Annotated in this window: 17 protein-coding genes and 1 pseudogene; 11 read left to right on the top strand and 7 right to left on the bottom strand. The window is 71.7% G+C overall.

Going from position 1 to position 15019, the window contains the following annotated elements; genetic code table 11:
- Positions 1 to 200: 200 nt before the first annotated feature.
- Positions 201 to 1238, bottom strand: coding sequence for a helix-turn-helix domain-containing protein (locus tag OG617_RS24945; RefSeq protein ID WP_405095396.1), 1038 nt, complete (start codon positions 1236 to 1238; stop codon positions 201 to 203).
- A gap of 153 nt (positions 1239 to 1391) precedes the next feature.
- Between OG617_RS24945 and OG617_RS24950 the strand changes: the two are divergent.
- Both OG617_RS24950 and OG617_RS24955 read left to right on the top strand, forming a co-directional pair.
- Positions 1392 to 1590: pseudogene (locus tag OG617_RS24950) on the top strand (TVP38/TMEM64 family protein); the annotation flags it as partial.
- A gap of 126 nt (positions 1591 to 1716) precedes the next feature.
- A complete protein-coding gene (locus tag OG617_RS24955; protein ID WP_405104124.1) occupies positions 1717 to 2358 on the top strand; it encodes a hypothetical protein in 642 nt (213 codons plus the stop codon).
- 79 nt (positions 2359 to 2437) lie between these two features.
- Here the strand turns inward: OG617_RS24955 and OG617_RS24960 are convergent, their stop codons facing one another.
- Entirely contained in the window at positions 2438 to 3388 is a 951-nt protein-coding gene (locus OG617_RS24960) for a helix-turn-helix domain-containing protein (RefSeq protein WP_405095397.1), read from the bottom strand.
- A 212-nt stretch (positions 3389 to 3600) separates the two neighbouring features.
- Here OG617_RS24960 and OG617_RS24965 point away from each other — a divergent pair, with 212 nt between their 5' ends.
- Complete coding sequence (locus OG617_RS24965; protein WP_405095398.1) at positions 3601 to 4704, top strand: serine hydrolase domain-containing protein; 1104 nt, start codon at positions 3601 to 3603, stop codon at positions 4702 to 4704.
- A gap of 736 nt (positions 4705 to 5440) precedes the next feature.
- Here OG617_RS24965 and OG617_RS24970 read toward each other — a convergent pair.
- The 3 genes from OG617_RS24970 to OG617_RS24980 all read right to left on the bottom strand — a co-directional run bounded on the left by OG617_RS24970 (position 5441) and on the right by OG617_RS24980 (position 7955).
- Positions 5441 to 5944 carry a hypothetical protein gene (locus OG617_RS24970; RefSeq protein ID WP_405095399.1) on the bottom strand — a complete coding sequence of 168 codons (504 nt, stop codon included), beginning with the start codon at positions 5942 to 5944 and terminating at the stop codon, positions 5441 to 5443.
- A 74-nt stretch (positions 5945 to 6018) separates the two neighbouring features.
- Positions 6019 to 7650, bottom strand: coding sequence for a RecQ family ATP-dependent DNA helicase (locus OG617_RS24975; RefSeq protein ID WP_405095400.1), 1632 nt, complete (start codon positions 7648 to 7650; stop codon positions 6019 to 6021).
- A 179-nt stretch (positions 7651 to 7829) separates the two neighbouring features.
- Positions 7830 to 7955: a hypothetical protein gene (locus OG617_RS24980; RefSeq protein WP_256371533.1), complete on the bottom strand. Its 126-nt coding sequence runs from the start codon at positions 7953 to 7955 to the stop codon at positions 7830 to 7832.
- Between the two features lie 147 nt (positions 7956 to 8102).
- On the opposite strand from OG617_RS24980, the gene OG617_RS24985 reads away from it, so the two are divergent.
- Positions 8103 to 9644 carry a glycoside hydrolase family 3 protein gene (locus OG617_RS24985; protein ID WP_405095401.1) on the top strand — a complete coding sequence of 514 codons (1542 nt, stop codon included), beginning with the start codon at positions 8103 to 8105 and terminating at the stop codon, positions 9642 to 9644.
- A 120-nt stretch (positions 9645 to 9764) separates the two neighbouring features.
- Here the strand turns inward: OG617_RS24985 and OG617_RS24990 are convergent, their stop codons facing one another.
- Entirely contained in the window at positions 9765 to 10100 is a 336-nt protein-coding gene (locus OG617_RS24990) for a GNAT family N-acetyltransferase (RefSeq protein ID WP_405095402.1), read from the bottom strand.
- 99 nt (positions 10101 to 10199) lie between these two features.
- Here OG617_RS24990 and OG617_RS24995 point away from each other — a divergent pair, with 99 nt between their 5' ends.
- From OG617_RS24995 to OG617_RS25025, 7 genes are all read left to right on the top strand, one after another.
- Positions 10200 to 10565 carry a hypothetical protein gene (locus tag OG617_RS24995; RefSeq protein WP_405095403.1) on the top strand — a complete coding sequence of 122 codons (366 nt, stop codon included), beginning with the start codon at positions 10200 to 10202 and terminating at the stop codon, positions 10563 to 10565.
- A 60-nt stretch (positions 10566 to 10625) separates the two neighbouring features.
- The gene (locus OG617_RS25000; protein WP_405095404.1) at positions 10626 to 11450 is read left to right on the top strand and encodes a DUF1206 domain-containing protein; all 825 of its coding nucleotides are present in this window, start codon (positions 10626 to 10628) and stop codon (positions 11448 to 11450) included.
- Positions 11451 to 11530: 80 nt separating this feature from the next.
- The gene (locus OG617_RS25005; protein ID WP_405095405.1) at positions 11531 to 12757 is read left to right on the top strand and encodes a mechanosensitive ion channel family protein; all 1227 of its coding nucleotides are present in this window, start codon (positions 11531 to 11533) and stop codon (positions 12755 to 12757) included.
- A 229-nt stretch (positions 12758 to 12986) separates the two neighbouring features.
- A complete protein-coding gene (locus OG617_RS25010; RefSeq protein ID WP_396681152.1) occupies positions 12987 to 13421 on the top strand; it encodes a phage holin family protein in 435 nt (144 codons plus the stop codon).
- Positions 13418 to 13756, top strand: a complete 339-nt coding sequence (locus OG617_RS25015) for a DUF3618 domain-containing protein (RefSeq protein WP_405095406.1) — start codon at positions 13418 to 13420, stop codon at positions 13754 to 13756. Before OG617_RS25010 ends, OG617_RS25015 begins: the two co-directional genes overlap by 4 nt.
- Entirely contained in the window at positions 13753 to 14025 is a 273-nt protein-coding gene (locus OG617_RS25020; RefSeq protein ID WP_405095407.1) for a DUF4235 domain-containing protein, read from the top strand. Before OG617_RS25015 ends, OG617_RS25020 begins: the two co-directional genes overlap by 4 nt.
- 294 nt (positions 14026 to 14319) lie before the next feature.
- Entirely contained in the window at positions 14320 to 14523 is a 204-nt protein-coding gene (locus tag OG617_RS25025) for a cold-shock protein (protein ID WP_088962828.1), read from the top strand.
- Between the two features lie 256 nt (positions 14524 to 14779).
- Here OG617_RS25025 and OG617_RS25030 read toward each other — a convergent pair whose 3' ends face one another.
- The gene (locus OG617_RS25030) at positions 14780 to 14974 is read right to left on the bottom strand and encodes a hypothetical protein (protein ID WP_405095408.1); all 195 of its coding nucleotides are present in this window, start codon (positions 14972 to 14974) and stop codon (positions 14780 to 14782) included.
- Positions 14975 to 15019 lie beyond the last annotated feature (45 nt).

The raw sequence follows: 15019 nt of genomic DNA on the forward strand, positions 1-15019 counted from the left end.
CCGCCCGCGACGGTCGGTCGCGGGCGCCTCGCCACGGCCCCCGTTACGTGTGGGCCGCCGGGGCGGTGGTCCCGCTCGCCGGCCCGCCCAAGTATCGGCGGACGGCGGCGGAACCGAGTTGACGGTGGACGCCGGGTGGTTGACGATCCGTGCCGTTGCGGGCGGTGCGTCCGGGTAAGCGCCCCGGCGGGTGGTACGGGTCACTCCTGCGGTGCGGCGCAGTCCGTGGGCGGGTCGGGCCGGCCCGCCTCCTGCCACCGGCTCTCCCGGAAGGCGCGCGGGCTGGTGCCGTACGCGGCGCGGAAGGCGCGGCTGAAGTGGGTCTTGTCGCGAAAGCCCCAGCGCGCGCCGATGGCCTGGACGGTCTGGTCGCGCAGGAGCGGGTCGGCGAGGTCGCGGCGGCAGCGTTCGAGGCGGCGTCGGCGGATGACGCCGCTGACGGATTCGTCCTGGTCGGCGAAGAGGCGGTGCAGGGTGCGCAGGGCGACGTGGTGGGCGTCGGCGACGGACTGGGGGGATAGGTCGGGGTCGCCGAGATGGCGCTCGACGAAGTCGCGTACCTGGGTGAGTAGGGCCTGTTGGCGCATCTCGGTGGGGAGGGCGGCCTCGGCGTCGAGGTGGCGGGCGAGCAGCAGGGAGACCAGGGTGAGGGTGATGTCGGCGAGGTGCGGGGCGTCGGTGGCGCGGAACTGCTCGGGATGCCGGGTGATCCGGTGCAGGTGCTGGGCGAGCAGCGCGCCGGGCCCCTGCGCGCCCGAGATCCGCACCGCCGAGAGCCGGTCGACCTTGTCGGTGTCCAGCGGCAGCAGCGCCCGGGGGATGACCACGGTGGCCGAGGCGGCGTCCTCCCGGCCGTGTTGCCGGCTGGCGTGCATGATGTCGTGCGGCCGGCCCCAGTCGATGAGCGCGAAGTCACCGCTGCCCATCGCGGTGTTCCGGCGCCGGGCGCTGATCGCGCTGGTGCCGGCGACGGTCAGCGGGATCTGGTAGACCTCCGGGTCGGCCTGGCGGATCAGCCGGGGGGTCCGCCGCCCGATCAGGGACTGGTAGCGGAACCGGGTCAGCTGGATTCCGCCGCCCAGGTCGACCAGCCGGGCGCGGCCCCGGAAGTCGGCCGCGTGGTCGCTGGCGAACGCGATCGGCGCGGAGACCTGGGCCGACATGTCGACCCAGAAGGGCCACCGCTCCGCCGGCGGCAGCGTTGCCGTGTCCACCGTCTCGGCCCGCAGTGTGCCCATCACCGACCTCCCCGCGTGGCGCCCCCGCCGGTCGACGACGACACGGTCGGCCGTCGCTCATCGCCGGAAGGCGCGTCCATCGCACATGTCCCCGTCCGTGACACTGCTCCATTGTCGACGCTGGGAGTGGCCGGGCCGCCACCGGAGCCCCGGTACGGCACCACCGGCACCCGAATGCTGCCCTCTTCCTGACCGGAGGCATCCTCGCTTCCGCCCCCACCGCCTTCGGCTACGCGGCACTCGGCGCGGCGGCCACCTCGCCGGGACAGGTCAACTGGTACGCCGTCGCCCCGGACGGCCTCACCTGATCGTCGGCGCGGTGCTGATCCACCGCTGGTGGCGCGCCGAACGCCGCCGCCGCGTGCCACCGCCCACTGACCGCGACCAAGATCCATGCAGTTTCACGGAAAGAGTGGTCATCTCGCACCGCGAGGCCACTCTTTCCGTGAAACTGCCCCCGCTGCGGCGGGGTGGGTGGGTGTCCCGTCGCCGGTGCTGGGCCGGCGGGGTAACGCGCGAGCACGGCCCGTACTCCGTCCACGCCCTCAACAGCGAGGGTCGTCGACGACGGCGTCCCGCCCACCAACACCGACGGATCCACCCGAAGCGCCTCCGCGACGTAGGCAAAGGCACCACCGCAGCGGCCACCCTCGCCTCCGCCGTCGCCGCCCGCGCCTACGCCCTCAGCGGCCAACGCGACAAGGCCCCGGCCGCGCTTACCGACGCCGACCGCCTCGCCGACCATCTCCCCACAGACGAACGCACCGACTCCTGGTTCGGCCACTGCGAACAAAAGCACCGGGTGCACCTCTCCCACGCCCTCACCGCACTCGGCGAGACCACCCGGCCCCGGCAGAACCAGGCCCAGGCGGTGGCGCTGTCGGCACCAACGAGCGCCCTCACCCGCACCCTGATACGCCTCGACGCCGCGATGTGCGACCACAGCGACGGCAACGCCATCGACGGTTGCCACGCCGCCACCGAGGCACTCGTCGACCTACCAGGCCGCTTCCGAACGGATCTGACCCGCAAGCGCGCCCTTGACCTGTACCGGGAGGTGCCGGCACACCTTCGAACATTGCCCGAAGCCCAAGAGTTCCAGACCATGCTGACACCCTGACGCACCACGAGATCGCCCCAGAGGCACCCGCCGTTCGCGGCAGTTGAGTGTGTTGGACGTGAAGCTGAGCCGGGGCTGCTCAACAATCTGGCGAAATGATGCGGTCCAATGCGTCGAGTTGCGCGGCGTTCAATCGCTCCAATCTGGCGGAGCACGCGTATCGGCCGTTGCCGTCTCGGTGGACGGTAAGTGGGCCGCCGATCGACGGATGGCCGGCAATGGTGTGCAGTGCTCGATGGAGGCGGTCGGATGACCAGTGCAGCGCGGTGATTAGCCGATGTGCCGACAGTGCCCTGCGGGCGTATGCCAGCGCGGTCACAACTGTGAGCGCGTCGGTGACGCCGGCGGTGGCGGGAGCGCTACTCATGTCACCGTTGAGATCGGTGAAGAAGGCGGCAAAGTGATGGAGGCGGGCTCCCGCAGGAGTGCGCTGGCCGAGTAGGTCAGCTCCCTGCCGGGCGGTGTCGGCCCACATGGCATTGGTACGAATGTTGTCCGCCCAAGCCCGCAGCCACATGTCGTCGTCGATGACGTAGCGCTCACGACGCTGTCCGGCAGATCGTTCGCGTCCCAGCATCGCCAAGGTTTCCAGGTAGGCAACCGCCTTCGACACCGACGCGCGGCTGACCCGCAGCTGCGCGGCCAGTTCGACACCGGTGAGCGCGCCGGTGTCGGTCATCATGAGGCAGACCAGCACCCGGGCCGCCATCGGCGGCATGCCGGTACGCAACATCACGTCCACGAATTTCCCGGCGAACTCCTCGACGGCCTCGGCGTCACGCCGGTAGCGGCCGTCTGTCATGTCGACCACCGGGTGCGCTGACGGGGTACGCCGGTGCGCCCGCCACTCGGTTGCCCGCTGGGCGTGATCGGCTCGATAGCGGGCAGGCCCGCCGTTGCGAGCGACCTCACGGCTGATGGTCGACGTCGGCCTGCCCAGCATCCGGCTGATTTCGGCGTAACCCAGACCAGCGCCCAGCCCTGCTTCGATCCGTCGACGGTCCTGCTCGCTGAGCCTGCTACCTGGCATCCCGACCCTGCCCACCCGGTCCTCGGGCGCACCGTAGACGCTTCGCCACCTTCATTGCAATGTCCCCCATCGCCGATGCATTCAGCTGCACATCATTGCAACATCCTCCGAGTTTCCCGCGCTTACGGCCGCGTAGGGCGATTGGATCCGTTGCTCCGTACGTCAACATCAACCTACTGTGATCGCACAGTAGATCCGATACGAGGAGAACTATGTCGATGCTGAACGCCGACCGGCACACCCGGACGCAACACCTGCTGGACAGTGCGGTGACACTGGCACGACTGCCCGGCATCGCCGTCGAGGTCCGCACCGGCCATCAAACCTGGTACGGCTCGGCTGGCATGGCAGATACCGCTGCGCACCGTCCCCGGCACCCCGAGGACCGCTTCCGCATCGGCAGCATCACCAAGACATTCGTCGCCACTGTGATGCTTCAGCTTGCCGCCGAAAACGAGCTCGACCTGGACGAGCCCATTGGGAAGAGACTGCCCGGACTCGTCCGTGGCAACGGTCACGATGGCGACGCCGTCACTGTGCGGCAGTTGCTCAACCACACCAGCGGGATCTTCAACTACACGCTGGACCAGCAGGCACTCAATCAGCACGACCGCCACCCGCCAGAGCTGCTGGTGCAGATCGCCGTCGCGCATCCACCTCACTTTGCGCCGGGCACGAGCTGGGCCTACTCCAACACCAACTACATCCTCGCCGGCCTGATCATTGAGCAGGTCACCGGCCGACCACTGGCCGAGGAGATAGACCACCGCATCAGCCGACCACTCCAGCTACCCGCCACCTACCTGCCCTCGGGCGACGACCCCACCATTCATGGTCGGCATGTCCGCCACTACACCCGGCTCAACATCTCAGGCGCTGACGCGGAGACCCACGATGCCACCGAATTCGACCCGTCCCTGTTTTGGGCCGCCGGCGCGATGATCTCCACTACCGGCGACCTCGCCAGATTCCTTCAAGCCTTGCTCGGCGGCCAACTACTCCCACCGGCACTACAGCACGAAATGTTCGCCACGGTGCCGACCACCAATTGGATCCCGACCGCCGAGTACGGCCTGGGCATCTCTTCCCTCGATCTCCCCCACAGGGGCAAGGCGTGGGGTATGGGCGGTGCAACCTTCGGGTCTTGGACGTATGCCTACGGAACACGCGACGGCAAACACATAATTGTCGCCAACGTCAACGGCGACTGGGCCGACGACCGCTGGGAGGACCCGATCGGAATTCTCACCGACCTCCTGCATACGGAACTGGGCGCCAGCACGACCACGACGCCGCCGCTCCCCGACAATGCGTAAACGACAAGTGCCGGAAGGCCCGACATACTGACATCGGCAGATCCGCGCGCCCTACGGCGACAGTGTGTTGATCGACCTGTACGAAAACAACGCCCGCCGTGACTGATATCGGCTCGGCGGCGGCCGGCGATGTTGCAAACGGACATAACCCGTTCACGGCGGTCCCTGACCACGGACGGCGTCTGGTCTGCGGCTGCCTCCTGCGTTTCGGGAACGCGCTCGGTATGCGCTTGGTTTGAGGCACCGGAATCGAGTAACAAGATCTTCGGTTGTCGCCAAGGTCGCCCAGCTCCGCAGCCCACCGCCGTGCCCGGAGCACCGTCCCGCTCGTTCCCCATCATCGGGTCGTTGCAACTCGCGGCCAGGATCGACGGGAACGGCAGCGGACCGCCGGGCAGCGACAGCATCGAGAACTTTCCGTCCACGGCTCGTCGATGTCCGGCGGGGCGACGACCTGCGGCGCTCTCCACACCAGGCTGGGCCGCCGAGCGCCCACAGCGCCACGGTGCGGCAGCCGACGCTGTGCGTCACCAACACGGCCGGCTCGATCGTCTCGTCCGCTGCGGCGGTGAGGGCGGCCACCCGGTCCTCGGCCACGTACCGGCCGCGCCGCGCTTGGCAGACCAGAGGCGCTCCGGGTCCCTGCCGCGCAGCCAGCGACGCGCTGCCCGGGGAAGGAAGCAGCGATTCGACCCGGCCGCCCCCAATCCGGGGACGGCCGGTGTGACGCTCGGGATCAGTCGTTGAGGACCTGGGAGAGTCGGTCGCGGAACCGCCGCTCGGAGTCGCTCACCTGGTCGCCGCCGAGGCCGAGGATGCCGCCGCTGGACGCCGCACCCACCACATTCTCGGTGATCTCCACCAGCCAGTGCTTGTAGGCGCCGGCCTCGCCCTCGTCGACCTTGGTGGCCAGCAGCCGGGCCGCCGAGGCCGCCCGGTTCAGCACGTCCTCGATCATCGCCCGCGGGTCGGCCGGCACGATCACCGGCAGCTCCTCGCCGGCCTCCGGGTCGCCCACCCGGGACACGATCTCGCCGGCCACGGCGGCGACCAGGGGACTGGCCGACTCCCGGCCGGTAGCGATGGTCTCCAGGCCCGCGGCGTTCTCGGCCATGGTGCGACGGGCGCTGTCGTGCTCGGCGACGCTCGCCGCGGCGAGGACCGCCTGCGGCAGGCCGGCCAGCAGCCCCCACTCCTCGTCGGAGAAACCGAACCCGGTGTACGCCGGCTGCTCGATCACGTCCACGCTCCTCTCATCCTGGTCTCACTCGGCTCGACTGCCACCGCACCCCGGTCGCCGGGGCCCGGCTCAGGCTAGTCGAGGGTCAACAGCCCTTGTTCGGACACCACGCGCACCGACAGCGTCTTGTAGCCGACCTCTTCGAAGAGCACCGTCATCCGGTCGTCCTCGTAACTGAGCACCATGCCCGGCCCCCACTCCGGGTGCCGCACCTGGCTGTGCACCGGGAACGGCCCGCTGGCGCCGTCGTCGGCGACGCTCGTGCCGGCCAGGCAGTTGTCGCAGTGCCCGCACACCTTCGTCATCTGCTCGCCGAAGTACGCCAGCAGCGTCTGCCCCCGGCAGCCGGTGGTCTCGGCGAAGGCCCGCATCATGTCGGTCCGGGACCGGGTCACGGTCTGCTGGCGTTCCGCCTCGGCTCGTGCGGCCTCGCCGGCCTCGGCCGGCTTGGGGGAGTACCGGGGCGCGCTGATCCGCTGCTTCGACCGCGGCTCGGCGGCGCCGACCTGCTCCAGCAGGGCGAGGTACTGGCCGAGCTTGCGCGGCCCCAGGCCGGTCAGCTCCCGCAGCTCCTTCTTCGTGGCCGGCTTCTTGCGCAGCAGGGCGGCCAGGTCGCGCAGCTCGGTGGCGTCCGGCAGGCCGCCGGAGAAGAAGCGTTGCAGGCCGACGTCCTCGGCCTGCCAGAGCAGCAGCACCCGGGCCGGCTCCCCGTCGCGTCCGGCTCGGCCGATCTCCTGGAAGTAGCTGTCCGGCGAGTCGGGCAGGGCCATGTGCACCACCCAGGCGATGTTGGGCTTGTCGATGCCCATGCCGAACGCGGAGGTGGCCACCATGATCGGCACCTGGTCGGCGAGGAACGCCGTGTGCAGCTCGCCGCGCGCCCCGGCTGGCATGCCGCCGTGGTAGTACTGCGACGGGTAGCCGGCGTCGGTGAGCCGGCCGGCCAACTCCTCGGCCGCGCGCCGGGTCGGCACGTAGATGATCCCGGGCCGCCTGTCCTCGCGCAGCAGCGCGATCAGCCGCCGCCACCGGTAGTCCTCGGTGGGGCAGTGCGCCACCTCGAGGAAGAGGTTCGCCCGGTCCAGCCCGGAGACCACCACCTCGGCGTCGCGCAGCCGTAGCCGGGCGATGATGTCGTCGCGGACGGGCGGCGAGGCGGTGGCGGTCAGCGCGACCACCGGCGGCCGGCCGATGCCGTCGATGAGGTGTCCCAGCGCCAGGTAGTCGGGGCGGAAGTCGTGCCCCCACGCCGAGATGCAGTGCGCCTCGTCGATCGCCACGAGCGCCGGCTTGAGGGACTTCACCTCCGCCATCCGGTCCGGGTTGGCGAGCTGCTCCGGGGTGATGAACAGGAACTCCGCCCGGCCCTCGCGGATCTCGGTGATCGCCTCCGCCTGCTGGGCGGCGGTCTCGTCCGAGCTGATCCGCACCGCCCGCAGCTCCGGGCGTTGCCGCTCGTTGAGCGCCGCGATCTGGTCCTGCTGGAGGGCGAGTAGCGGGGAGATCACCACGGTCGGGCCGGGGATCAGGCTGGCCGGGATCTGGTAGATCGCCGACTTGCCGGCACCGGTGGGCAGCACCACCAGGGCGTCGCGTCGCTTCATCACCGCGCGCATGGCGGCGAGCTGGTTGGGCCGCAGGGCGGTCCAACCAAACAGGCTGCGCGCCGCGCGGCGCAGCGTCATCGAGTGCGTGGACAGTTTCATCGAGGGCCGGAGGTACCCGTCGCGATCAGCGGCGAAACCCCACCTCAGGAGCGCGCCGCCCTGCCGCGTCCCGGCCCGGCGGCGGCCCGTCCGGGGGCGTGGATTCATCGCAGCCGGGGCAGCTCGCGCCGGTGCAGGTCGAACAGGCCGGCGTGGTGCGGGGCCGGCGACCGCGGGGGTCAGCGCCGGCGGAACATCGCCCGGATGGCGGCGAGCAGGAGCAGGCCGCCGACGACCAGGCCGAGCAGCCGAACACCGGGTACGTCGGCCGCGCTGGTCGCGTCGGCGAGGGGCGGCAGTGGCATGTGGGAACTCTCCCACGTCGGGCCGTGCCGCGCCACGGACTAACAGTAAGGTTTCTTGACTATTAGCGGACCCGGTGTGACCATGGCAAGCACCGCCGCGGCCCGCGGCCGGGTCCGAAACGGGAAAGACGGGGGTACGGCAGCCGCATGAGCAGCACACCGACGGGAAAACTGGCGAGCCTGGCGGCCGCCGTCCTGCAACCGGGATTCGTCGGCACCACCCCACCGCCCTGGGTCCGCCGGTGGCTCGGCGAAGGGCTCGGCTCGGTGGTCCTCTTCGCCCGCAACATCGTCGACCTCGACCAGGTCGCCGCGCTCACCGCGGCCCTGCGCGCGGAGCGGCCCGACGTGGTGGTCGGCATCGACGAGGAGGCCGGCGACGTCACCCGGATCGAGTCCGGACGGGGCAGCTCCCGCCCCGGCAACTTCGCCCTCGGCGCGGTCGACGACCCGGAGCTGACCCACGAGGTGGCCCGCGACCTCGGCCGCGAGCTGGCGTCGGTCGGCGTCACCCTCAACTACGCCCCGGACGCCGACGTCAACTCCAACCCGGCCAACCCGGTCATCGGGGTCCGTGCCTTCGGGGCCGATCCGGCCCTGGTCGCCCGGCATACCTCCGCCTGGATCCGGGGGCTGCAGTCCAGCGGTGTGGCCGCCTGCGCCAAGCACTTCCCCGGCCACGGCGACACCCGCGTCGACTCGCACCACGACCTGCCCCGCATCGGCGGCACCCGGCAACAGCTCGACGCCGCCGAGCTGGTCCCGTTCCGGGCCGCCGTGGCGGCCGGGGTGCAGGCGGTGATGACCGGCCACCTGCTCGTCCCGGCGCTGGACCCGGAGCTGCCGGCCACGCTCAGCCCGCGCATCCTCGGCGGCCTGCTCCGCGATGAGCTCGGCTTCACCGGCGTGGTGGTCACCGACGCGGTGGAGATGCGCGCGGTCGCCGACCGGTACGGCTTCGCCGGGTCGGCCGTGCGCGCCCTCGCCGCCGGCGCGGACGCGATCTGCGTCGGCGGGGAGCGGGCCGACGAGGACTCCGCCCGCGAGCTGCGCGACGCCATCGTCGCCGCCGTCGTGGCCGGCGAGCTGCCCGAGGAGCGGCTGGCCGAGGCGGCCCAGCGGGTCGGCCGGCTGGCGAGCTGGACGACGGGGGCCCAGGCCGCCGTCCCGGCCCACCCCGGCGTCGCGGTCGACGGCTCCCTGGTCGGGCTGGCCGCCGCCCGCCGGGCGGTCCGGGTGACCGCGCGCACCGGCGCCGAGGCGGCGCTGCCCCTGGTCACCGCCCCGCACGTGGTCGAGTTCGAGCCGCCGCGCAACATGGCGATCGGCCAGGAGACCCCGTGGGGGGTCGCCGCCCCCCTCGCCGGCCTGCTCACCGGCACCACCTCGGTACGCCTCGGCGAGGCCGACCTGCCCGCCGACCCGACCGCCGGGGCGGCCGGCCGGCCGCTGGTGCTGGTCGTCCGCGACCTGCACCGGCACGACTGGATGCGCACCGCCGTGCGGCGGGCCATCGCCGCCCGCCCCGACGCGGTGGTGGTCGAACTGGGCGTGCCCGCACTGGTCGCCGGGGTGGTGCACGTGGCCACCCACGGTGCCACCCGGGCCGCAGCCCGCGCCGCCGCCGAGCTGCTCGCCGGCACCCTCGCCCCGCCGCTGGCCGGCCTCGGGAAGCCCGTCGCCGGCTGACGGCTCGACGGCCCGCCGGCCCGATGACCGACGGCTCGCCGGCTCGCCGGCCCGATGCCCGACGGCCCGATGCTCGACCGCCCGACGCGGTGGGCCGGTCGGGCGGGCGTGCCCGCCGGTTCAGGCGGAGATGACCAGGTCCGCGTACTCCGGGTGGCGCTCGATGAACGCGGCCATGAACGGGCACCTGGGCACCACCCGGCCGCCGCGCTCGCGGACCTGGTCCAGGGTGGCCCGCACCAGCGTGGACCCGACCCCCATGTTCTGGAACCCGGGGTCGATCTCGGTGTGGGTGAAGACCAGCACCTCGCCCCGGGGCAGGTACACGGTGAAACCGGCCAGCGCGTCGTCGACCAGGATCTCGAAGCGGCGGCGGGCGGGGTTGTCCTCGACCAGGAAGCTCACCCGGCCATTCTGCCCCGGGCCCCGGGCCGGCTCGTCCGGTTCGGCCGGCAACCGGGCCACCTCGTCGGGCGGCAACCGGGGTACGAAGGCGTTGAGCAGGGGCGGTTGCGTGCCTGGGGGTATTCGCGCGGGTCTCGTACCCTTGATCGGGTGACGAACCGACCCGGTACCTCCCCGTCCACCCCCACCCGCCGGGCCGTCGGCCTGCTGGCCGGCCTGGCGCTCGGCGTCGCCCTGCTGGCCGGCTGTAGCAGCGAGGGCGCCTCCACCGACTGTGGCCTGGACGCCTGCACGGTCACCTTCGACCGTGGCGTCGAGGCCAGCGCCACCATCCTCGGCGTCGAGGCCAAGCTGGTCGGCGCCCAGGGCGACCAGGTGACCGTCGAGGTGGCCGGCGAACAGCTGTCGCTGACCGTCGGCCAGCAGGCCACCGAGGTCGGCGGCTTCGCCGTCACCCTGGACAGCGTCACCGACCAGGAGGTCAAGATCCGAGTCTCGCGCAATCCCAGCAGCTAGCGTCGCCGCGGCGGCGGTGGCCGACGTTTGGGGATCTCCGCAATCGGAGATTGTGGCGCCATGTCACTCACCCGGAACGCCGAAGCCACCGCCTCGCAGGCCGCGAACAGCCGGTGGCTCGAACTACTCGCCCGGGCCGGCTTCATCGGCTACGGCGTCGTGCACCTGCTGATCGCCTGGCTCGCCCTGCAGATCGCCTTCGGCGGCTCGGGCGGCAAGAGCGGCGACCAGTCCGGTGCGCTGGGCACCCTGGCCGAGAAGCCGATGGGCAAGTTCCTCTGCGTCGCGATCGCCGTCGGCATGCTCGCCATGGCGATCTGGCAGGCCCTGGAGGCGGCCGTCGGCCACCGCACCGAGCGCGACAAGGAGCGGCTCTTCGAGCGGATCGCCTCGGCCGCCCGCACCCTGGTCTACCTCTACTTCGCCTGGACCGCCTGGAAGGTCTTCTCCAACGCCGGCAGCAGCAACGCCGACCAGTCCGAGGCGCTGACCGGCAAGCTGATGACCTCCTCCGGCGGACGCTGGCTGGTCGGCCTGGCCGGGCTGGTGCTCGCCGCCATCGGCATCGGCCTGGTGATCTACGGGTGGAAGAAGAAGTTCGAGAAGCACCTGAAGACCGGCGAGATGAACGCCCACACCCGCACCCTGGCCCGCCGGCTCGGCATGGCCGGCTACATCGCCAAGGGGGTCGCGTACGGCATCGCCGGCCTGCTGGTCGTGGTGGCCGCCGTCAACTACGACCCGGAGAAGGCCCGCGGCCTCGACGCCGCGCTGCGCACGCTGCGCGACCAGTCGTACGGCCCGGTGCTGCTGGCCCTGGTGGCCCTCGGCATCGCCTGCTTCGGGGTCTACTGCTTCCTCCAGTCCCGGTACCGCAAGGTCTGACCTGGTCGGATCGGGCAACAGCGGGCACCATTGGGCCTTTGCCCGGATCCAGGGTGCCCGCTGGAGGGAGAGAGATACCTGTGCAGAGCTACCTCACGACGATCGTCGCCGCGCTCGCCGCGGCGGCGATCGCCCTTTTCCTGGTCGAGGTGGTGCACCGCGCGACCCGGCGACTCGGCCGGCGCTCGCTGCTGATGACCGAGCTGACCGACCACACGCACCGCTCGTTCCAGGTCGCCGCGACCGTCGTCGCCGTGCAGTTCGCCGTCCGGTTCTCCACCGGCTACGCCGTCGGTACGCAGTGGCGGCAGGTGGTGCTGCACATGCTGGTGCTCGCCGTCATCGCCGCCGCGGCCTGGCTGGTCGCCTCGCTGCTGGTGGCGGCCGAGGACGTGGCACTGGCCCGGTTCCGGGTCGACGTGCCGAACAACCGGCACGCCCGCCGGGTACGTACCCAGGTGGTGATGCTGCGCCGGCTGACCATCGCGGTGATCGTGATCCTGACCGTCGGCGTGATGCTGATGACCTTCCCCAGCGTCCGGGGCGTCGGGGCCGGCGTGCTGACCTCCGCCGGCGTGGTCGGCGTGGTCGCCGCGTTGGCCGCGCAGAGCCTGCTCGGCAACGTCTTCGCAGGGCTCCAGCTCGCCTTCAGCGACGCGGTGCGCCTGGACGATGTGGTGGTCGTCGAGGGGGAGTGGGGCCGGATCGAGGAGCTGACCCTCAGCTACGTGGTCGTGCAGATCTGGGACGACCGCCGGCTGATCCTGCCTACCTCGTACTTCACCAGCAAGCCCTTCCAGAACTGGACCCGGACCGAGGCCGCGGTGCTGGGCACCGCCGAGTTCGACGTCGACTGGTCGGTCAACGTGCAGGCGATGCGCGAGGAGCTGCGCCGGCTGGCGGAGAGCAGTGACCTGTGGGACGGCCGGGTCTGCGTACTCCAGGTGACCGACGCCACCGGCGGCCTGGTCAAGGTCCGCGCCCTGGTCAGCGCGGCGGACGCCGGCAGCCTGTGGGACCTGCGCTGCCTGGTGCGCGAGCACCTGGTCGGCTGGGTCCGCGACCACCGCCCGACCGCCCTGCCCCGGATGCGCGCCGAGGTCGGCGACTCCTCCGGCGCCCTGCCCTGGCAGTCGGTGCAGCCCAGGCGCCCGGTGCGCCGGCTGGCCGACACCGACGTCCCCGACGACGCCCGGGTCTTCGGCGGCAGCGACGACGGCACGGCCCGCAGCGAAGCCTTCATCGGCCCCGACGACACCCCCACCCCAACCCCAACCCCCACCCACCCCACCCCCACCCCCCGCTGAATGCGGTGATCAAGAGGTTTGCGTCGGGCGGATCGCAGATCCCGACGCAAACCTCTTGATCACCGGGGACCGGGCGTGGTCTGGGCGTGGTGAGAGAAGGGGTTTGGGTTTGGGTGGGGGGTTTTCGGGGACTGGTGCCCGGGGTGGTCAGTGTTACTGGCTGCGCCGCGCAGGATTGACGAGCGGCTACTCCGGGCATACAGCGCGGTGATGGTGAAAGGAGGACAGCATGGCTGACGTCGCGAATCACCGCACGTCTCGGACCGGGAGCGAGCCGTCCACCGCGGAACTGGTGCAGCGGGCCACGGAGCAGGTCTCGCGCCTCGTCCGGGACGAGCTCGCGCTGGCCCGGGCGGAACTGACCCAGAAGGGCAAGCACGCCGGTATCGGGATCGGCCTGTTCGGCGGCGGCGGGGCCCTGGCGCTCTACGGGCTCGGCGCCCTGGTCGCCGCCGTGATCCTGCTGCTGGCGCTGGTCATGCCCGCGTGGCTGGGCGCGCTGATCGTGGCGGTGGCGCTCTTCCTGCTGGCGGGGATCCTCGCCCTGATCGGCAAGAAGCAGGTCAGCCAGGCGGTCCCGCCGGTTCCGGCGGCGACGGTACGCAGCGTCCGGGCGGACGTGGACACCGTCACCGCCGCGGTGAGGGACAGGGGACGGGCATGACGGGCAACGGGGCCGGCGACACCGAGGCGCTCCGCGAGGAGATCCGGCGGACCAGGGTGGAGCTGGGCGAGACGATGGAGGCGCTGGCCGCCAAGGCCGACGTCAAGGCCCGCCTGAGGTCCTCCGCCGAGCAGGCGAAGGGCCGGATGCGGGAGCAGGCCGCGCAGACGGTGGCCCGGGTGCGGGAGCAGGCGGCGCAGGGCGCCGGAGCGGCCCGGGAGGGGGCGTCCTCCGCCGGTGCGGGGCTGCGCGGCCCGGTGCCGTGGGCGGCCGTCGCCGCCGGCGCGGTGGCTACGATGATCGTGTTGTTGATCGTTCAGGGGAGGCGCAGGTGAGCAGGGGCATCGGCAAGGCCGCGTACAAGCCGGTCGGGGTGCTGCTCGGCGTCGCCGCCGGCACGGGCGCGGGCGCGATCTTCCGGCAGGTCTGGAAGGCGACCGCCGGCGACGGCGAGGCCCCGAGCGCCACCGACGAGGACCGTGGCTGGGGCGAGATCCTGGCCGCCGCCGCTCTCCAGGGCGCGATCTTCGCGGTGGTCCGGGCGGCCGTGGACCGGGGCGGGGCGGCCGGCGTGCGCCGGCTGACCGGCCGCTGGCCCGACTGACCCGTCCGCACCATGCGAAAGGGCCCTTTCCGGTACGCGGGAAAGGGCCCTTTCGCTCGGCGGCGTGGCCCGTCCGGATCGGAATTCGAGCGCCCTTCGGGTCACCTCTTAGAGGATCTCTTCGGGTACGCTGTGCAGAGTTTTCGCTACGTGGTTTGCTGTCCCACGCTGTTGCGAGATGGCGTGGGGTGAGAGAAAGTCTCCTGCACAGGGGGCGGCCTCAGGCGCCGCTGCTCGAAAACGGCCAAACGGCCGCACGGCGTGCTCGGCCGCCAGTTTTAGAAGGAGATTCACATGGCGCAGGGAACCGTGAAGTGGTTCAACGCAGACAAGGGCTTCGGCTTCATCACCGTCGACGGCGGGGGTGCTGACGTCTTCGTCCACTTCTCGGCGATCCAGTCCAGCGGCTACCGTTCGCTGGAGGAGAACCAGCGGGTGGAGTTCGAGATCGCCCAGGGTCAGAAGGGCCCGCAGGCTGAGCAGGTCCGCCCGATCTGAGCAGCCGTGGCCGGCGTGCCGGCCGAGGCCGGGTGATCCGCCCGGATCACAGTGAAACCCCGCGTCCTGTCCGGGATGCGGGGTTTTCCGTGCCCTGGACCCGTCGCCGCGCCCCGCACCCGCCAGGCCGGCTCTCCCGTCGATCGGCTCGTCCGTCTGGCCGGCTCGGTGCTGTCGCCGCTGGAGAACGGCCAGAGCCGGTCGGCATCGTCCGTCTGGCCGGCCGGTCCGGGCGCCCGATCCGTTGGGGGAGCGGTCAGGGCCGGCGGCGGCTGCGCAGGCCGCGCCAGATCGTCACGAGTCCGATCAGGACCAGTAGCGGGCCGACCAGCGCCCAGATCGACTGGTCGGTCATGATGCTGCCGCCGACGTAGCCGAGGCCCTGCACCGTCCAGACGGCGCCCACGACCATGGCGAGCAGGCCGAGGGTGAGCGGGAGCCACCCCTTCATCGCGTTCCTCCTTCGCCGACCGGCCGGGCCCGTCCAGCATGCGCG

This window comes from Micromonospora sp. NBC_01412 (genome assembly GCF_045040215.1).
Taxonomy (GTDB): domain Bacteria; phylum Actinomycetota; class Actinomycetes; order Mycobacteriales; family Micromonosporaceae; genus Micromonospora; species Micromonospora rubida.

What these genes read in the sequence shown, in the direction of transcription:
- OG617_RS25030 (WP_405095408.1), bottom strand. Translation starts at nt 14,974, where the DNA reads ATGAAGGGGTGGCTCCCGCTCACCCTCGGCCTGCTCGCCATGGTCGTG.
- OG617_RS24965 (WP_405095398.1), top strand. Translation starts at nt 3,601, where the DNA reads ATGTCGATGCTGAACGCCGACCGGCACACCCGGACGCAACACCTGCTG.
- OG617_RS24985 (WP_405095401.1), top strand. Translation starts at nt 8,103, where the DNA reads ATGAGCAGCACACCGACGGGAAAACTGGCGAGCCTGGCGGCCGCCGTC.
- OG617_RS25000 (WP_405095404.1), top strand. Translation starts at nt 10,626, where the DNA reads ATGTCACTCACCCGGAACGCCGAAGCCACCGCCTCGCAGGCCGCGAAC.
- OG617_RS24960 (WP_405095397.1), bottom strand. Translation starts at nt 3,388, where the DNA reads ATGCCAGGTAGCAGGCTCAGCGAGCAGGACCGTCGACGGATCGAAGCA.
- OG617_RS24945 (WP_405095396.1), bottom strand. Translation starts at nt 1,238, where the DNA reads ATGGGCACACTGCGGGCCGAGACGGTGGACACGGCAACGCTGCCGCCG.
- OG617_RS24980 (WP_256371533.1), bottom strand. Translation starts at nt 7,955, where the DNA reads ATGCCACTGCCGCCCCTCGCCGACGCGACCAGCGCGGCCGACGTACCC.
- OG617_RS25015 (WP_405095406.1), top strand. Translation starts at nt 13,418, where the DNA reads ATGACGGGCAACGGGGCCGGCGACACCGAGGCGCTCCGCGAGGAGATC.
- OG617_RS25010 (WP_396681152.1), top strand. Translation starts at nt 12,987, where the DNA reads ATGGCTGACGTCGCGAATCACCGCACGTCTCGGACCGGGAGCGAGCCG.
- OG617_RS24975 (WP_405095400.1), bottom strand. Translation starts at nt 7,650, where the DNA reads ATGAAACTGTCCACGCACTCGATGACGCTGCGCCGCGCGGCGCGCAGC.
- OG617_RS25025 (WP_088962828.1), top strand. Translation starts at nt 14,320, where the DNA reads ATGGCGCAGGGAACCGTGAAGTGGTTCAACGCAGACAAGGGCTTCGGC.